This is a genomic window from Pseudomonas sp. GYB4201, from assembly GCF_056312595.1.
In genome coordinates, this window is the sequence record NZ_JBWGIG010000004.1 from 124,322 (window position 1) to 141,129 (window position 16,808).

At 66.1% G+C, this 16,808-nt stretch carries 17 protein-coding genes; 14 read left to right on the forward strand and 3 right to left on the reverse strand.

From position 1 onward, the window contains the following. The first annotated feature begins 11 nt into the window (after nucleotides 1–11). From AC0Z2B_RS05340 to AC0Z2B_RS05370, 7 genes are all read left to right on the forward strand, one after another. Complete coding sequence (locus tag AC0Z2B_RS05340) at nucleotides 12–3,344, forward strand: beta-ketoacyl synthase N-terminal-like domain-containing protein (RefSeq protein ID WP_476295450.1); 3,333 nt, start codon at nucleotides 12–14, stop codon at nucleotides 3,342–3,344. Between the two features lie 47 nt (nucleotides 3,345–3,391). Then, nucleotides 3,392–3,886 carry an SRPBCC family protein gene (locus tag AC0Z2B_RS05345; RefSeq protein WP_476295452.1) on the forward strand — a complete coding sequence of 165 codons (495 nt, stop codon included), beginning with the start codon at nucleotides 3,392–3,394 and terminating at the stop codon, nucleotides 3,884–3,886. A gap of 4 nt (nucleotides 3,887–3,890) precedes the next feature. Beyond that, on the forward strand, nucleotides 3,891–4,574 hold the full coding sequence (locus tag AC0Z2B_RS05350; RefSeq protein ID WP_476295454.1) for an outer membrane protein: 684 nt from the start codon (nucleotides 3,891–3,893) through the stop codon (nucleotides 4,572–4,574). A 114-nt stretch (nucleotides 4,575–4,688) separates the two neighbouring features. Beyond that, nucleotides 4,689–7,448: a response regulator gene (locus tag AC0Z2B_RS05355; protein ID WP_476295456.1), complete on the forward strand. Its 2,760-nt coding sequence runs from the start codon at nucleotides 4,689–4,691 to the stop codon at nucleotides 7,446–7,448. A 118-nt stretch (nucleotides 7,449–7,566) separates the two neighbouring features. Next, a complete protein-coding gene (locus AC0Z2B_RS05360; protein WP_476295458.1) occupies nucleotides 7,567–8,556 on the forward strand; it encodes a 2-hydroxyacid dehydrogenase in 990 nt (329 codons plus the stop codon). Nucleotides 8,557–8,598: 42 nt separating this feature from the next. Beyond that, nucleotides 8,599–9,036 carry a hypothetical protein gene (locus AC0Z2B_RS05365; RefSeq protein WP_476295460.1) on the forward strand — a complete coding sequence of 146 codons (438 nt, stop codon included), beginning with the start codon at nucleotides 8,599–8,601 and terminating at the stop codon, nucleotides 9,034–9,036. Between the two features lie 23 nt (nucleotides 9,037–9,059). Next, entirely contained in the window at nucleotides 9,060–9,434 is a 375-nt protein-coding gene (locus tag AC0Z2B_RS05370; protein WP_416427454.1) for an META domain-containing protein, read from the forward strand. A gap of 127 nt (nucleotides 9,435–9,561) precedes the next feature. Here the strand turns inward: AC0Z2B_RS05370 and AC0Z2B_RS05375 are convergent, their stop codons facing one another. Beyond that, on the reverse strand, nucleotides 9,562–10,017 hold the full coding sequence (locus tag AC0Z2B_RS05375; protein ID WP_476295462.1) for a TlpA disulfide reductase family protein: 456 nt from the start codon (nucleotides 10,015–10,017) through the stop codon (nucleotides 9,562–9,564). 104 nt (nucleotides 10,018–10,121) lie between these two features. Here AC0Z2B_RS05375 and arsC point away from each other — a divergent pair, with 104 nt between their 5' ends. The 5 genes from arsC to AC0Z2B_RS05400 are packed head-to-tail and all read left to right on the forward strand — an operon-like array spanning nucleotide 10,122 to nucleotide 13,000. Beyond that, nucleotides 10,122–10,475, forward strand: a complete 354-nt coding sequence (arsC, locus tag AC0Z2B_RS05380) for an arsenate reductase (glutaredoxin) (RefSeq protein WP_416426417.1) — start codon at nucleotides 10,122–10,124, stop codon at nucleotides 10,473–10,475. Further along, nucleotides 10,472–11,077: an NAD(P)H:quinone oxidoreductase gene (wrbA, locus tag AC0Z2B_RS05385; protein ID WP_476295464.1), complete on the forward strand. Its 606-nt coding sequence runs from the start codon at nucleotides 10,472–10,474 to the stop codon at nucleotides 11,075–11,077. Before arsC ends, wrbA begins: the two co-directional genes overlap by 4 nt. Beyond that, complete coding sequence (locus AC0Z2B_RS05390; protein WP_476295466.1) at nucleotides 11,070–11,486, forward strand: DUF2069 domain-containing protein; 417 nt, start codon at nucleotides 11,070–11,072, stop codon at nucleotides 11,484–11,486. Before wrbA ends, AC0Z2B_RS05390 begins: the two co-directional genes overlap by 8 nt. Then, nucleotides 11,487–12,158: a DNA-3-methyladenine glycosylase I gene (locus tag AC0Z2B_RS05395; protein WP_416426423.1), complete on the forward strand. Its 672-nt coding sequence runs from the start codon at nucleotides 11,487–11,489 to the stop codon at nucleotides 12,156–12,158. Nucleotides 12,159–12,166: 8 nt separating this feature from the next. Continuing rightward, a complete protein-coding gene (locus AC0Z2B_RS05400; RefSeq protein ID WP_476295468.1) occupies nucleotides 12,167–13,000 on the forward strand; it encodes an SMP-30/gluconolactonase/LRE family protein in 834 nt (277 codons plus the stop codon). Between the two features lie 69 nt (nucleotides 13,001–13,069). On the opposite strand, the gene ttcA is transcribed toward AC0Z2B_RS05400, so the two are convergent. Beyond that, nucleotides 13,070–13,894 (reverse strand): tRNA 2-thiocytidine(32) synthetase TtcA, encoded by an 825-nt coding sequence (gene ttcA, locus AC0Z2B_RS05405; protein ID WP_027977162.1) that lies wholly within the window; start codon nucleotides 13,892–13,894, stop codon nucleotides 13,070–13,072. Between the two features lie 213 nt (nucleotides 13,895–14,107). Between ttcA and AC0Z2B_RS05410 the strand changes: the two genes are divergently transcribed. Together AC0Z2B_RS05410 and AC0Z2B_RS05415 are read left to right on the forward strand one after the other, a co-directional pair. Continuing rightward, the gene (locus AC0Z2B_RS05410; RefSeq protein ID WP_416426428.1) at nucleotides 14,108–14,707 is read left to right on the forward strand and encodes a Yip1 family protein; all 600 of its coding nucleotides are present in this window, start codon (nucleotides 14,108–14,110) and stop codon (nucleotides 14,705–14,707) included. Nucleotides 14,708–14,790: 83 nt separating this feature from the next. Next, entirely contained in the window at nucleotides 14,791–15,285 is a 495-nt protein-coding gene (locus AC0Z2B_RS05415; RefSeq protein ID WP_416426429.1) for a SprT family zinc-dependent metalloprotease, read from the forward strand. Between the two features lie 55 nt (nucleotides 15,286–15,340). Here AC0Z2B_RS05415 and AC0Z2B_RS05420 read toward each other — a convergent pair whose 3' ends face one another. Further along, nucleotides 15,341–16,657: a dicarboxylate/amino acid:cation symporter gene (locus AC0Z2B_RS05420; protein WP_416426430.1), complete on the reverse strand. Its 1,317-nt coding sequence runs from the start codon at nucleotides 16,655–16,657 to the stop codon at nucleotides 15,341–15,343. Between the last annotated feature and the right edge of the window lie 151 nt (nucleotides 16,658–16,808).

Genomic DNA, 16,808 nt, shown 5'->3' on the forward strand with positions numbered 1-16,808 from the left:
AGGAGATCGTCATGACGGCAACCGCCTCGAACAAACCCGCGCTGTGCTTCAGCGCCATGGCCGGCCGCTTCCCGGGCGCCGATAGCGTCGACGGCCTGTGGGAGCTGCTGCAAAGCGGCCGCAGCGCTAGCAGCCAATCCATGCTGCCGCGCTGGAACCTGGACGCCGCCAGCATTTACCACCCACGTCCCGGCAGCAAGGACCGCGTCTACCTGCACAACGCCTTTGCCGTGGCCGATGACGAACACACTCAAGGGCTGCACCAGGGCCGGCAATTGAACATCGGCCAGCAGGTGCTGGGCAACCTGCTCGCCCAGTGCCAGGGCCTGGATCGCCAACGTACGGCGCTGATCGTAGCCACTTCCTGGAGCGACGAGAGTTACTTCCTCGCCAGCGCCGGTGACGTTGCCGCCGCAGGCCTGACGCCTGGGCAACAGATTGCCCGCCTGGCAGCCGAGGCCCACCTGGGGGGGCCGGCCCTGACCGTAGACACCGCCTGCAGCTCGTTCCCCTATGCCTTGGACATGGCTGGAGCGCTGATGCGCAGCGGCCAGGCCGACCAGGTGGTGGTGATGGCGCTGAACACGCTGATGCCACCCGCGCTCTTCCTGGGTTTCTCGCAACTGACCGCCTTCTCGCCTCGAGCCCGGCTGCAGGCATTCGGCCAGGACGCCGACGGCATCGTGCCAGGGGAGTGCGCGGTAGCCTTCCTGCTCGAACCCGAAGCCTGCGCCGTGCACGCAGGGCGTAAACCACTGGGTCGGCTGCAGGCCGTCGGGCTGTCGGCAGATGGCGCCGAAGGCTCGGCGTTCGCGCCTGGCGCGCGTGCCCAATACACCGCCTACCAGCGGGCTTGGGCCGACCTGGACCCCGCCAGCGTCAGCTACCTGGAAAGCCACGGCACTGGTACGCCCCTGGGCGATGCCACCGAGCTGGGCTCGTTGCAACGTTTCTTCGGCCCGCACAGGGCCGACGACCACCCCCTACCCCTGGGTTCGGTCAAGACCAGCATCGGCCATACCCTGGCTGCGGCGGGCGGCCCGGCGCTGGCCAAGGCGCTGTTGATGCTCGCCCATCGGCAGGTGCCACCCCAGGTCGACTATGCCCCCAGCGACAAACTGGCCGCCACCTGCCTGCGGCTGGCCACGTCTGCGGCCTGCCCACTGCCCACGGCCGCCGAACCGCTGCGCATCGGCATTTCCAGCTTTGGCTTCGGCGGCGCCAACGCCCATGTGGTGGTCGAAGAATACCGGCCAAACCCCGCCGCCCTGGCGCCTGCCACCTCGGCGGTCGTGCCCCTGGACCTGATGGTGGTCGAGGCCGAAGCCGCTTTCGCCCACGCCGCATCGCTGCAGGAACTGGGCGGCCAGCTTGGCCAACCACCGGCGCAGCCGCGCGCCTTTCCGGCCGGGCGCTTCGGCGACAGCCTGGCCGGCCAGCCGGCCCTGCACGGGCACTTCCTGAGTGACAATCGCGTCATCGACATCGATGGCTACGGCATGGGGCCCAAGCCGCTGAACCATGTCGATCCGTTCAAACTGTTGATCACCGACCGTGTCGGGCACCTGCTGCGCCGGCTCCCCGGGGTAGCGGGCAACAGCAGCACCGCGATGATCATGTGCTGCAACCTGGGCGGTGAGCGCTTCACCAATGCCTACAGCGATGCAAGCCGGCATTACGGCGACACCACCGGCGCCGCGCCCGGCATCGAAGTGGCGGACGTAGCCACCATGTTGCCCTGCATGCTGTCCGGCTACCCGGCAAAGATCTTTGACCTGCGCGGCTTCCACCAGACCCTGGCGGGCAGTGCCGGGCTGTTCTGGCAAACCCTGCTGGCCGCGCCACAGTGGTTTGACCAGGGCATCGACACCCTGTTGCTGGGCGCCGGGCGCTTTCTCAGTGGCGCCGTGGAAGTGCGGCAGGCCCAGCAGGCTGCGGGTGCCGAAGGTGAAGGCATGGGTATCCTGGCGCTGCGCCGCTATCGGCAGGACGATACACACAAGCCGCTGCTACGCCTGCACTCCGCCCTTCCCGGCCACGCCGCGGCTAGCCTGGAACAGGCCCGCAAGCAGCTTGGGGTAGCAGCCCACGCGCCCGTCAGCCGATGCCAGCTACTGGCCACGCCGGCCGACCCATTGCAGCGCGTCACCGGCTACCTGGCAGAGGCCACCGGCATCACCACCCTGTTGGCAGCCCTGCTCGATGGCCCCGGCCACCGCCTGATTGAAGTCCGGCAAGGTGGCCAGGTGGTGCTATGGCTACACGCCGAACAGCTCAACGCCTGGCAGCCGCCGGCCACCGCCGTGCCCGTCCGCTCACCATTCACGCTCAGGTTCGCGCCAGCGCACACGGTCGTCGCACCGCCGCAGCCCCGGCAGACCCTGCAGGTAGCCGAGGGCGTGGATATGCTGGCGCTGGGCGAAACCATGGCCCAGACCTTGCTCAGCAGCCTGCACCTGCGCAGCCGTGCGCTGCGGGCGCTGCTGGAACACAACCACGCCCCGGCAGCGCCCCAGGCCCTGCAGCGCCACCCGCGCCACTGTGTGATCCAGCATGTGGTGCGCCGCAGCCCCCAGAGCCTGCACGCGCAATTATTGGTAGACGAAGCGCATCCTTACTTCTTCGATCACCCGCTGGACCACGTCCCAGGCATCCTGCTGATCGAGGGTGCCCTGCAACTGGCCGAATACGCAGTGCCAGGCCTGCAGCAGGCGCACTTTATCCATGGCTTGAGCATCCGCTTCCATCGCTACGTGCAGAAAGAGCGGCCAGTCACGATCGAGCTGCAACAACAAAGTGATGCCCAAGTGTTCGTCGCGCGTCTGGTGCAAGATGAGCAACTGATGTGCTTGTGCACCTTGTCCATTGCCCGCGGCGACGCCCAGGCCGGACAAACTCAGCCCAACGCGGTCGCCCCCTGCACGCACCAGGCGTGGCTGCACAAAGTGCGTGCGGAGAACATTCTGGTGGGCGACATGGACGCCCGCGGCCACGTGCTGACCACGGCGATCGCGCCCGGGCACTTTTTCCACGAAGGCCACCCAACCTGGCACTCCATGGTGTATTTCCTGGAGATCGCCCGCCAGGCCTACATGCAGGTCGCCCACGGGCCCCTGGGCATTGCCGTGAACACCCCGATGAACCTGCTGGCCCTGGATTTCAGCCTGCACCGCCCGCTGCCTCGCGGGCAAGTGTTGACGCTGGCCACCCCGAGCGGGCCTGCCCTCACACAACGGGCCTTCAAGACCAACCGCACGGTGATTCAGTTGCTGGCCGACGGCACGCCCATAGGGCAAGCCAACCTGACGGCCCAGGTCCTCAGCGAGCAACTGCAACCCGCATGAACCTGCAATCCAAGGCTCACCCCTGAATTCATTGCCCAGGTGCAACCATGAACGAGCTACGACTGGAAATACGGGTGCAAGCGCCCGCTGCCGAAATCTGGCATCTGTGGAGCGATGTCGCCAGCGCCCCGCTATGGGACACCGATGTGCGCCACTGCACCCTCGACGGCCCTTTCGTCACGGGCACGCGCGGCCTGTGCACCCTCAAGAACGGCCTGAAAATGCCGCTGCGGCTGGAGGACGTCAAGCCCACCTACAGCTACACCAACAGTGCCCGCCTGCTGTGGATGGACCTGAACTTCAGCCATCACCTGCGGCGCATCGGCGCCCGCGAGACGCATGTCATCCACACCGTGCGGCTCGCCGGGCGTTTCAGCTTCCTGTACCGCGGGCTGGTGCACAGCCTGTTGCGCGCAGCCATGGGCAAGGCGTTGCGCAACCTGCGCACCTTGGCCGAACAGCGCGCCGCCAAAGCCCTCACGCCGCCATTGGCGTCCCCGACAGCAACGCCCCTGGCGTTCCCACCTGCCCAAGCGAACTGACCTCATGACAGCATTGCCACTGCGTTACCTCTGCACCCCACTGTTGCTGGGCCTGGCCTGCACGGCCCAGGCCGACGACAGCGGCCTGTACGCCAGCCTGCTGGGCGGCGCCAACTGGGTTGCGCCACAAGACTTGCGGCAAAATTCGCTGAATTTCGTGCAGATGCACTACGACCAGCCATTGTCTTCGGGCTATGCCGTGGACGCGGCAGTGGGCTGGCGCTCGCCAATCGGCCTGCGTCCGGAACTGGCGCTGGCCTACCGCAAGAACTCCCTGGATCGCTTCGAGAACCGCGTCTATGAAGGCGGCAGCACTGCATCAGGCAGCGGCCAGGAGGCGGGGAGCAGCCTGATGGCCAACCTGTGGTACGACCTGCCCATGCCAGACGCACTCTCCCGGGTCCGACCTTACGTTGGCGGTGGCCTGGGCTACACCCGCCTGACCATCAAGGGCCTGTCGGCGAACGGCGTCTCGTTCGGTGCCACGCACCGCGACGATGTGCCCACCTGGCAACTGGGCGCAGGGGTGGCCGTGCCGTTGACCAGCCACTGGTCGGCGTCGGTCGACTACCGCTACCTGCAGACTCGCTCAGCGCACTTTGGCGACATCAATGGCCTGCCTGCAGGGGACGTCAGTACTCGCTACAACGCCCAGTCCTTGATGTTCGGCGTGCAATACTGGCTGTAAAATCGATATAAAGCGCCCTTAACGGATGCACGCGTGCCCACGGCAAGGTATTTTGCCGTGTGGCGCGCGGCTGTGTGCGCCCATTATCGAAAGCCATGGCCGGGAGAGACAGGCGTGCTGAAACGACTCGGGATCCGCGGCCGCGTGCTGTTGCTGGCGCTGCTGCCCGCCACCTTGATGGCGGTGCTGCTGGGCGGCTATTTCAGCTGGATGCAGCAGGCCGAACTGCAGGCGCAGCTGCTGCGCCGCGGGCAGATGATTGCCGAGCAGCTGGCGCCGCTGGTGGCCCGCGGCATGGCACGCAACGACTCGCCGCTGCTGGAGCGCATCGCCGCCCAGGCGCTGGAACAGGCCGACGTGCGCGCGGTGTCGTTCCTGGCCGCCGACCACACGCCCCTGGCCCACGCCGGGCCGAGCATGCTCAACCCGGTGCCCATCGGCAACAGCACCCACCTGCTGCTGCGCAGCGGCAACGACGCCACCCGCTACCTGCTGCCGGTGTTCGGCCACCACCGCGACCTGGCAGGCGAGGTGGTGCCCAGCGAGGCCGACCTGCTGCTGGGCTGGGTGGAGCTGGAGCTGTCCCACGACGGCACGTTGCTGCGGGTGTACCGCGGCCTGTTCGCCAGCCTCATGCTGATTGCCGGCGGGCTTTTGGCCACGGGCCTGCTGGCCATGCGCATGAGCCGCGGCATCAACGGCCCCATCAGCCAAATCAAGCAGACCGTGGTGCAGCTCAAGGACGGCAACCTGGAAGCACGCTTGCCGGCGCTGGGCAGCCACGAACTGGACGAGTTGGCCGCCGGCATCAACCGCATGGCCGAGACCCTGCAAGGCGCCCAGGAAGAACTGCAGCACAGCGTCGACCAGGCCACCGAAGACGTGCGCCAGAACCTGGAGACCATCGAGATCCAGAACATCGAGCTGGACCTGGCGCGCAAGGAAGCCCTGGAGGCCAGCCGCATCAAGTCCGAGTTCCTGGCCAACATGAGCCACGAGATTCGCACCCCGCTCAACGGCATCCTGGGCTTCACCCACCTGCTGCAGAAAAGCGACCTCACGCCGCGCCAGCTGGACTACCTGGGCACCATCGAGAAATCAGCCGACAGCCTGCTGGGCATCATCAACGAGATCCTCGACTTCTCCAAGATCGAGGCCGGCAAGCTGGTGCTCGACAGCATTCCGTTCAACCTGCGCGACCTGCTGCAGGACACCCTCACCATCCTCGCCCCCGCCGCCCACGCCAAGCAGCTGGAGCTGGTGAGCCTGGTGTACCGCGACACGCCCATCTCGCTGATCGGCGACCCGCTGCGGCTCAAGCAGATCCTCACGAACCTGGTGAGCAATGCCATCAAGTTCACCCGCGAAGGCACCATCGTCGCCCGCGCCATGCTGGAGGATGAAAGCGACGACGGCGTGCAACTGCGCATCAGCGTCAAGGACACCGGCATCGGCCTGTCCAGCCAGGACGTGCGCACCCTGTTCCAGGCCTTCAGCCAGGCCGACAACTCCCTCAGCCGCCAGCCCGGCGGCACCGGCCTGGGCCTGGTGATTTCCAAGCGCCTGATCGAACAGATGGGCGGCGAGATCGGCGTTGACAGCACCCCCGGCGAAGGCTCGGAGTTCTGGATCAGCCTGCGCCTGCCCAAGGCGCGCGACGACGCCGAAGACCTGCCCAGCGAGCCGCTCAACGGCCGCAGCATCGCCGTGGTCGAACAGCACGAATTGGCGCGTCAGGCCCTGCAGCACCAGCTGGAAGACCTGGGCCTGAACGTGGTGACCTTCGCCTCGGTGGAAAAACTGATCACCGCCGCCGACGCCGCGCACCTGGCCGGCCAGCCCATCGACCTGGCCGTGCTGGGCCTGACCAGCTACGACGTCGGCCCCGACCGCCTGGCCCAGCAGGTGCGCGACGTGGAGAAGTCCGGCTGCCGGGTGCTGGTGCTCTGCCCCACCACCGAGCAGACGCTGTTCCACCCCGCCGTGCCCAACCCGCATAGCCAGCTGCAGCCCAAGCCGGCCTGCACGCGCAAGCTGCGCCGCGGCCTCAGCGACCTGATCAACCCCAAGCGCCTGCGCCACGACAGCCCCGACGGCAGCGAACCGCTGATCAACCGCGCCCCACGGGTGCTGTGCGTGGACGACAACCCGGCCAACCTGCTGCTGGTGCAAACCCTGCTCGAAGACCTGGGCGCCGAGGTGCTGGCCGTGGACAACGGCGCCAGCGCCGTGCGCGCGGTGCAAGAGGAGCGCTTCGACCTGGTGCTGATGGACGTGCAGATGCCGGGCATGGACGGCCGCGAGACCACCGAGAAAATCCGCCTGTGGGAAGCCGCGCAGCCGGGGCCGGCGCTGCCCATCGTGGCGCTCACCGCCCACGCCATGGCCAACGAGAAACGTGCCCTGCTGCAAAGCGGCATGGACGACTACCTGACCAAGCCCATCAGCGACCGACAGTTGGCCCAGGTGGTGCTCAAGTGGACCGGCCTGGTGCTGCGCACGCGCACCAGCGAGCGCGGCGAATGGGCGCAGGAAGACGACGTGCTGCACGTGCTCGACCCTGACGAAGGTTTGCGCCTGGCGGCCGGCAAGGAAGACCTGGCCGCCGACATGCTGGCCATGCTGCTGGCCTCGCTGGAAGAGGAGCGCCAGGCCATCCAGGCCGCCCGCAAGGACGCCGACCACACCCTGACCATCGAACGCGTGCACCGCCTGCACGGCGCCACCCGCTACTGCGGCGTGCCGCAACTGCGCGCGGCCTGCCAGCGCAGCGAAACGCTGCTCAAGCAGAACGACAGCGAGGCCCAGGACGCACTGGATGAGCTGGATGCCGCCATCCTGCGCCTGGCCGAGCACGCCCGCATTTCTGCCTGAAGACCGCGTTGGCCCCATCGCGGCCAAGGCCGGCTCCTACCACGATCCGCGTAGGAGCCGACCTTGGTCGCGATAGCCGCGCCACGGTTCCAAACCTCCCGCCAAAGGAAGCCCGACCATGCGCACCCTCCTGTTCAGCAGCCAGCACTACGACCAGGACAGCTTCCTGGCCGTGCCTCGCGACCTCGATATCGACCTGCACTTCCAGCCCGCGCGCCTGACCCCGGACACCGCGCCTCTGGCCGCCGGCTTCGAGGTGGTATGCGCCTTCATCAATGATGACCTTGGCGCTCCGGTGCTGGAGCAACTGGCCGCCGGCGGCACGCGCCTGATTGCCCTGCGCTCGGCCGGCTACAACCACGTGGACCTGGCTTGCGCCCGGCGCCTGGGCCTGGCCGTGGTGCGCGTGCCGGCCTATTCGCCCCACGCCGTGGCCGAGCACGCCGTGGCGCTGATCCTGGCGCTGAACCGCCACCTGCACCGCGCCTACAACCGCACCCGCGACGGCGACTTCACCCTGCACGGCCTGACCGGCTTCGACCTGGTGGGCAAGACCGTGGGCGTGGTCGGCACCGGCCAGATCGGCGCCGCCTTCGCGCGCATCATGCACGGCTTCGGCTGCCAGCTGCTGGCCTACGACCCCTACCCCAACGACGCGGTGCTGGCCCTGGGCGCACGCTACCTGCCGCTGGACCAGGTGCTGGCGCAGGCGCAGATCATCAGCCTGCACTGCCCGCTGACGGCCAGCACCCAGCACCTGATCAACGCCCACAGCCTGGCGAACCTGCAGCCCGGCGCCATGCTCATCAACACCGGCCGTGGCGCGCTGGTGGACACCCCGGCGCTGATCGACGCGCTGAAAAGCGGCCAACTGGGCTATCTGGGCCTGGACGTGTATGAAGAGGAAGCCCAGCTGTTCTTCGAGGACCGCTCCGACCTGCCCCTGCAGGACGACGTGCTGGCCCGGCTGCTGACTTTCCCCAACGTGATTATCACCGCGCACCAGGCGTTCCTGACCCGCGAGGCCCTGGCCGCCATCGCCAGCACCACCCTGGCCAATATTTCCGACTGGGGGCGTGGTTGCCCGCAGAATCTGGTCGAGGCTTGACCCGCCGCCCGTGCTAGCATGTCGCGCAGATTTGGAGGACCCATGGTCGAACACGATTTTCGCTACAGCCTGCTCAACCCGCACCACACCCTGATTGAATGCCGCGCCCTGGCGCCAGGCCGCTATCAGGTCACCGGCAACGGTGGTTCGATTCACAACGACGACGTTCTGCTGGTGACCCTCAAGGGCAGCAAGACCCTGTCCATGCGCCTGACCATCGAAAAAGTCCGCCACCTGATCAACCCGCCGGGGCAATGGGTAGCCGTGGCCCGTGGCCCGGTGTTCGGCGAGCTGGCCATTCATCAGTGGCACGTGCAGTGCGACGCCTGTGAAGCGGACCTGGAGTTCGAATTCGCGGTCGACGCCAAGCTGGGCACCAAGGCGCAGAAGCCTGCCGCCACGGCGCGCATCGCCGAGCTGGGCTGGAGCACCGAGGGCGACAAGCACCTGTGCCGCAAATGCCAGGAGCCGCGCCCGTGAAACAAGCCCTGCTGCTGGCGGCAATGACCGCCACCCTCGCGGGCTGCGCGTCCGGGCCCAAGCTGCAACAGGAACAGGCGTACACCCTGGAGTGGATCGGCGACAAGCCGCTGATGGACTACAGCCACATCAGCCTGACCCTGGGCGAAGACGGCCGCGCCTACGGCAACGCCGGCTGCAACCACTGGTTCGCGCCGTACACGCTGTCGCATCACCACCTGACATTTGGTGCAGTGGGCAGCACCCGGCGCCTATGCGACCCGGCCACCATGGAGCAGGAACAGCGTTTCCTGCAGGCCCTGGGCGGCGTGCAGCGCTGGAGCGTGTCCAAGGAAGGCCAGATTCGCCTCTGGCCCGAGGAAGGCAAGCCGCTGCGCCTGTGGCCTGACGAAGGCTGACCGAGCCGGCCCTGACGCGCCTGTAGCCGCTGCCGTCCGGCTGCGCTGGCCCTGTGCCTCACTGGAGATTTCCAGGGTTCACACGGGCCAGCGCAGCCGGGCGGCAGCGGCTACGGGCCGCGTCGGCTCACGAACTCTTCAACTTCGCCAGCTTCTCGCTGATCCCCGCCGCCGTCTGCTCCCCCACCAACTGCTCGCGCACCTTGCCCTTGGCATCGATGATGTAGGTGATGGGCAGCGCGTCATTCTGCGGCAGGTCGAAACGCGGCGCTGGGTCGTCGGCCAGCACCGTGAAGGTGATGCCCAGCTCCTGGGCGGCCTTCTTCAGGTCATCGCCGTGCAGGCCGTCGAAGTTCACCCCCAACACCGCCACACCCTTGCCCTTCATCTGCTCGGCCAGGGCGTTGAGCTGTGGCACCTCGCTGCGACAGGGCCCACACCAGTCGGCCCAGTAATTGACCACCAGCCATTGATCGTCCAGTTGCCGCGCCTTGACCAGCTTGCCGTTCTGGTCCACCCCGTAGTCCGCCCCGCACCCGCTCAACAACACCAGGGCCAGACACACCGCCACACGCCATGCCATGATTGCTACCTTCCTTAAAGTGCTGCCAAAAAGGCGGCGAGCGGTTAGACACCGCCCGCCACAGGGTTAGAATAGCCCCCACTTGACTCAAGGTGCGACCGCAAATGACCGACCTGACGCTTTATCACAACCCGCGCTGCTCCAAGTCCCGTGCCGCGCTGGAACTGCTGCAGGCCCGCGGCCTGGAACCCAACGTGGTGAAATACCTGGAAACCCCGCCTGATGCCGCCGCCCTCAAGGCCGTGCTGGCCAAGCTGGGCCTGCACGCACGGGCCCTGCTGCGCACCGGCGAAGACGAATACAAGGCCCTGAACCTGGCCGACGCCACCCTGGGCGAAGACCAGTTGATCGCGGCGATGGTGCAGCACCCGCGCCTGATCGAACGGCCCATCCTGATCGCCGGCGACAAGGCCGCCATCGGCCGCCCACCGGAGAAAGTGCTGGAGATCCTGTCGTGACCCAGCCGTACATCCTGGTGTTGTACTACAGCCGTGGCGGCGCCACGGCGCAGATGGCCAAGCACATCGCCCGCGGCGTGGAGCTGAGCGGCATCGAGGCGCGCCTGCGCACCGTGCCGCCGGTGTCTGCCGACCACGAGGCCACCGGCCCCAGCATTCCCGAGCACGGCGCGCCCTACGCCAGCATCGACGACCTGAAAAACTGCGCCGGCCTGGCCATGGGCAGCCCTACCCGCTACGGCAACATGGCGGCGCCGCTCAAGTACTACCTGGACGGCACCAGCAGCCTGTGGCTGAGCGGCGCCCTGGTGGGCAAACCGGCCTCGGTGTTCACCTCCACCGCCAGCCTGCACGGCGGCCAGGAAACCACCCTGCTGTCGATGATGATGCCGTTGCTGCACCACGGCATGCTGATCAGCGGCATTCCCTACAGCGAATCGGCGCTGCTGGACACCCGCGGCGGCGGCACGCCCTACGGCGCCAGCCACCACGCCGGGGCCGACAGCAAGCGCGCCCTGGACGAGCACGAGATTGCCCTGTGCCGCGCCCTGGGCCAGCGCCTGGGCGGCATCGCCCAGAAGCTGGAGCCGGCGCGTGGCTAAACGCGCCAAGGTGCTGCCCGGCGTCGACTGGTTGCAACCGCGGGTGCGGGCCGCGCGTTGGGCCAGCCTTGGCTGCTTCCTGGGCTTCATCGCGCTGCTGTGCGGCTACTACCTGCTGGTGGCCGACCTGCACGGCGCACGGCCCTGGGTGATCTTGCTGATCGAGCTGGTGCCACTGCTGCTGCTTACCCCGGGCATGCTGCTGGGCAGCCCGCGCGGGCATTCGTGGACCTGCTTTGCGGTGAACCTGTATTTCATCAAGGGCGCCCTGGGCGCCTTCGACCCCAACCGCCAACTGTTCGGCCTGCTGGAAATGGCCGCCAGCCTGGCGGTGTTCACCAGCGCCCTGCTGTACGTGCGCTGGCGCTTTCAATTGAATCGGAAACTGGCCGGAGAGGGCCTGGTGTGAATGCAGGACTACAAGTGGCTACACGAATACTGCCTTAACCGTTTCGGCTCGGCGCAGGCACTGCAAGACCATCTCCCCGACGCGAAAACCCCGGCACAACTGCGCAAGATCCCCGCTGACCGCTACCTGTCGACCATGGCCCTGCGGGTGTTCCGTGCCGGCCTCAAGCACAGCCTGGTGGACGCCAAGTGGCCGGCCTTCGAGCAGGTGTTCTTTGGCTTCGACCCGGAAAAAGTGGTGCTGATGGGCGCCGAGCACCTGGAACGGCTGATGCAGGACACGCGCATCATCCGCCACCTGGGCAAGCTCAAGAGCGTGCCGCGCAACGCCCAGCTGATCCTCGACATAGAGCACGAACACAAGAGCTTCGGCGACTTCATCGCCGACTGGCCAGTGACCGACATCACCGGCCTGTGGCAGTACCTGGCCAAGCACGGCAACCAGATGGGTGGCCTGTCGGCGCCACGCTTCCTGCGCATGGTGGGCAAGGACACCTTCATCCCCACCTGGGACGTGGTGGCTGCGCTCAACGCCCAGGGCATCGTCGACAAGGTGCCCAGCAGCAAGCGCGACCAGGCCAAGGTCCAGGAAGTATTCAACCAGTGGCAGGCCGAGAGCGGGCGCCCCATGTGCCAGCTGTCGGCGATGCTGGCCTACACCGTCAACCATTAAGGACAATGATGAAGTTCAAATCGCTGTTGTTGCTGGCCGCCGTCCCCGTAGTCGGGGCACTGGGTTTCCTGGGCTGGCAACATTACTGGCCGGTGCAGGCTGCCTCCGGCTGGAGCACGCGCCTGGTCTACGACAAGGTCGAGAAGGCCGCCGGCCTGGGCCTGGACGGCGCCAACGTGCTGGTCACCGAGGAACTGCGTGACGACAAGGGCCGCCTGAGCAGCATCGCCCCCGACGGCACCCGCACTCTCATCGTCGACGGCCTGAGCAAGCCCGATGGCTTGGCGCCCTTCCTCGGCGGCCACGCCTTCAGCCAGGAATACGACAACAGGCCAGTGCAGCTGCTCAAGGACGGCAAGGTCACCCAGCTGTTCATGGGCCGCGACGTGCAAGGCCTGAAGGCCGACGGCGACAAGCTCTATGCCATCGAGGACCGCCACGACGACGGCCGGCTGATGCGTTACGACGCCGCCGACGGCTCGCTGACCGTGCTGCGCGACAAACTGGCACAGACCGAATCGGTGGAAATCTGCCCCGGTGGCAAGCTGCTGTACACGGTGAAGAAGGAAGGCGTGATCCGCCAGTTCGACGAATCGGGCAAGGACCCGGTGTACGCGGACGGCTTCACCAACCCCACGTTCATCCTGTGTGACAAGCGCGGGCTATGGATAGTGGAAGACCAGACGCACCTGGCGCGGCTGTGGCTGCGCACGCCGGATGGCAAACTGCAGGTGATCCTGTCGCATCTGCGGGCGCCGCAGGAGTTGCTGCCAACGGGCGACAATACGTATCTGCTGGCCGAGGGTGGGCGTAACCGGGTGATCGAGCTTAAGGCGGAGTAGTGACGGGACGCGGCCTTTGGCCGCTGCTACGGGGTTTGTAGCAGCGGCCGAAGGCCGCGTCCAGCAACCTCAGATATTCAACACGTTCAACACGCGCGAAGGCGCGCTTTCGTCGATCGCCAGGTTGACGAAGTCGAACAGGTTGCGGTCCGCCAGCTGCGACGGCACCACGTTCTGCAGGCCGCGGAAGATGCTCTCGGTGCGCCCCGGGTGCTTGCGCTCCCACTCCACCAGCATGTCCTTGACCACCTGGCGCTGCAGGTTCTCCTGGGAGCCGCACAGGTTGCACGGGATGATCGGGAACTGCTTCAGGTCCGAATAGGCCTGGATGTCCTTCTCGTTGCAGTACGCCAGCGGGCGGATCACCACGTTGCGGCCGTCGTCGGCGCGCAGCTTGGGTGGCATGGCCTTCATGCTGCCGTTGAAGAACATGTTCAGGAAGAAGGTCTCGACGATGTCGTCGCGGTGGTGCCCCAGGGCCATCTTGGTGGCACCGATCTCGTCGGCGAAGGTGTACAGCGTGCCACGGCGCAAGCGCGAGCACAGCGAGCAGGTGGTCTTGCCTTCCGGAATCAGCTCCTTCACCACCGAGTAGGTGTCTTTCTCGACGATGTGGTATTCCACGCCCAGCTCTTTGAGGTAGGCCGGCAGCACGTGCTCGGGGAAGCCAGGCTGCTTCTGGTCCATGTTCACGGCGACGATGTCGAATTTGATCGGCGCAACCTTCTGCAGGTGCAGCAGCACGTCGAGCATGGTGTAGCTGTCCTTGCCGCCCGACAGGCAGACCATGACCTTGTCACCGTCCTCGATCATGTTGTAGTCGGCGACGGCTTCGCCCGCCAGCCGGCGAAGGCGTTTCTGCAGTTTGTTCTGGTTGACCGAAAGGGTGCCCATGGCGCTTGAAATCCGCGTGGTGAGACGAAAAGCCGGGCATTTTACCTGTAAAGCCGGCGCGGGGGTACGGTATCTGGTCAACTCACCTGCCCGCCCAGGCAAATACTGCAAAGTCATTACAGCCCGCCCCTACAGCGCGATTTGCTCTAAAAGTGCCGACATCTGCGCCCTATACTCCCGTGTGAGGCTGTAACTACCGTAGGAGTGACTGGCATGATCCATCACGTCGTGGGGTTGTTCACCCATCCCGATCAAGAATGGCACCAGATCCGTGGCGAAGAAGAATCCATCGGCCACATGTACCTCACCCACACCCTGATATTGGCGGCGATACCGCCCATATCGGCGTTCATCGGCACCACCAAGGTGGGCTGGGTGATCGGCAACCGGGCGCCGGTGATGCTGACCCTCGACAGCGCCATCTGGATGACCATCATGTCGTACATCGCCATGCTGGCCGGCGTGGCGGTGATGGGCGCGTTCATTCACTGGATGGCCCGCACCTACGACGCCAGCCCCAGCCTGGCGCGCTGCATTGCCTTTGCCACCTACACCGCCACGCCGCTGTTCATTGGCGGGTTGGCGGCACTGTACCCGCACCTGTGGCTGGGCATGATGGTGGGCACCGCCGCCATCTGCTACACCGTGTACCTGCTGTACGTGGGCCTGCCCACCTTCATGAACATCCACGCTGACGAGGGTTTCCTGTTCTCAAGCTCGGTGCTGGCGGTGGGCCTGGTGGTGCTGGTGGCGATCATGGCGTTCACGGTGATCATCTGGGGGCTGGGCGTAGGCCCGGTCTACACCAACTGAACAGCGCTGGCCGCCCGGCGACGGGCGGCTCGGCATGCCCTTGTGGTTGCGGCATAATCGGCACATATGGAGTGTCGTCTAGCATGCCCGAAGTACTCAATTCCCGCGTCGAATCCTGTTTCCAGCAAGCCGAAGCCTTCTTCAAACGTTCCTTCGCCCGCCCCCAGGTGAGCTTCAAGCTGCGCGGGCAGAAAGCCGGCGTTGCCCACCTGCACGAGAACCTGCTGCGCTTCAACCCGCAGCTGTACCGCGAGAACAGCGAAGACTTCCTGCGCCAGACCGTGCCCCACGAGGTGGCCCACCTGGTGGCGCACCAGCTGTTCGGCGACCGCATCGCGCCCCATGGCGAGGAGTGGCAGCTGATCATGCGCGGCGTGTACGAGCTGCCGCCCAACCGCTGCCACACCTACGAGGTCAAGCGCCGGCGGGTGACGCGCTATATCTACCGCTGCCCCTGCGCCGACAGCGACTTCCCGTTCAGCGCCCAGCGCCACAGCCTGGTGCGCCAAGGCCGGCGGTACCTGTGCAGGCGTTGCCGGCACACGCTGGTGTTCACCGGCGAGACCCGCGTCGAATAACTTGCAGGCATGAAAAAACCCATCCGAAGATGGGTTTTTTCTTTTGCGCCAGCGCTTAACGCGGAGCGTCGACTGCCACGGCTTCGTGGGCTTCAGCCACTTCGATGGCGGTAGGGCCTGCAGCCAGTTGCGCCTTCATGGTGTCTTCGTCCAGCTCACCGACCCACTTGGCAACCACCAGGGTGGCCACGGCGTTGCCGACCAGGTTGGTCAGGGCGCGGGCTTCGGACATGAAGCGGTCGATGCCCAGGATCAGCGCGAGGCCAGCCACCGGCAGGTGGCCAACGGCCGACAGGGTGGCGGCCAGCACGATGAAGCCGCTACCGGTAACGCCGGCGGCGCCCTTGGAGGAGATCAGCAGCACGGCCAGCAAGGTCAGCTGGTGGAACAGGTCCATGTGCGTGTCGGTGGCCTGGGCGATGAACACTGCGGCCATGGTCAGGTAGATGGCGGTGCCGTCCAGGTTGAACGAGTAGCCGGTAGGAATCACCAGGCCAACCACCGACTTCTGCGCGCCCAGGCGTTCCAGCTTCACCAGCATGCGCGGCAGGGCCGATTCCGACGAGGAGGTACCCAGTACGATCAGCAGTTCTTCACGGATGTAGCGCACCAGCTTGATGATGCTGAAACCGTGGAAGCGTGCGATCGAGCCCAGCACCAGCAGCACGAACAGGATGCAGGTGATGTAGAAGCAGATCATCAGCTGGCCCAGCTGCACCAGCGAGCTCACGCCGTAGGCGCCGATGGTGAAGGCCATGGCGCCCAGCGCACCCAGGGGTGCCAGCTTCATGATCATGCTGATGATGTTGAACATCACGTGGGCGAAGCGATCGATCAGGTCCAGCAGCGGCTTGCCGTAGGCACCCAGGCGGTGCAGGGCGAAGCCAAACAGCACGGCGAACATCAGCACTTGCAGGATGTCACCGGTGGCGAAGGCGCCAACGATGGTGTTGGGGATGATGTTCAGGAAGAACGCGATCACGCTCTGGTCTTTACCGGCGGCCACGTAGGTGGCGACCTTGGAGGCGTCCAGGGTGGCGGGGTCGATGTGCATGCCGTTGCCCGGGCCAACCACGTTGACCACGACCAGGCCGATCAGCAGGGCGATGGTGGAGACGATCTCGAAGTACAGCAGCGCGTAGCCACCGGTCTTGCCCACGGCCTTCATGCTTTCCATGCCGGCGATGCCGCTGACCACGGTGCAGAAGATGATGGGGGCGATGACCATTTTGATCAGTTTGATGAACCCGTCGCCCAGTGGCTTCAGGGTTACCGCGGTGTCAGGGTAGAAGTGCCCCAACGCGATACCGATGATGATCGCGATGATCACCTGGAAATACAGCGATTTGTACAGTGGCTGACGAGTCGTCATTGCAAGTTCCTCAAGTGCATCGCCTGGCATCCATTCCTGTGATGCACACGACACCTAAAGCACGAACCCTCCTGTACTGGAGGGATTTATTGTCGAGCTGCGCGCGGCAGACCTTGCGTGTTGTATCGCAAGGGCCGTGCCAGGTCGCGCG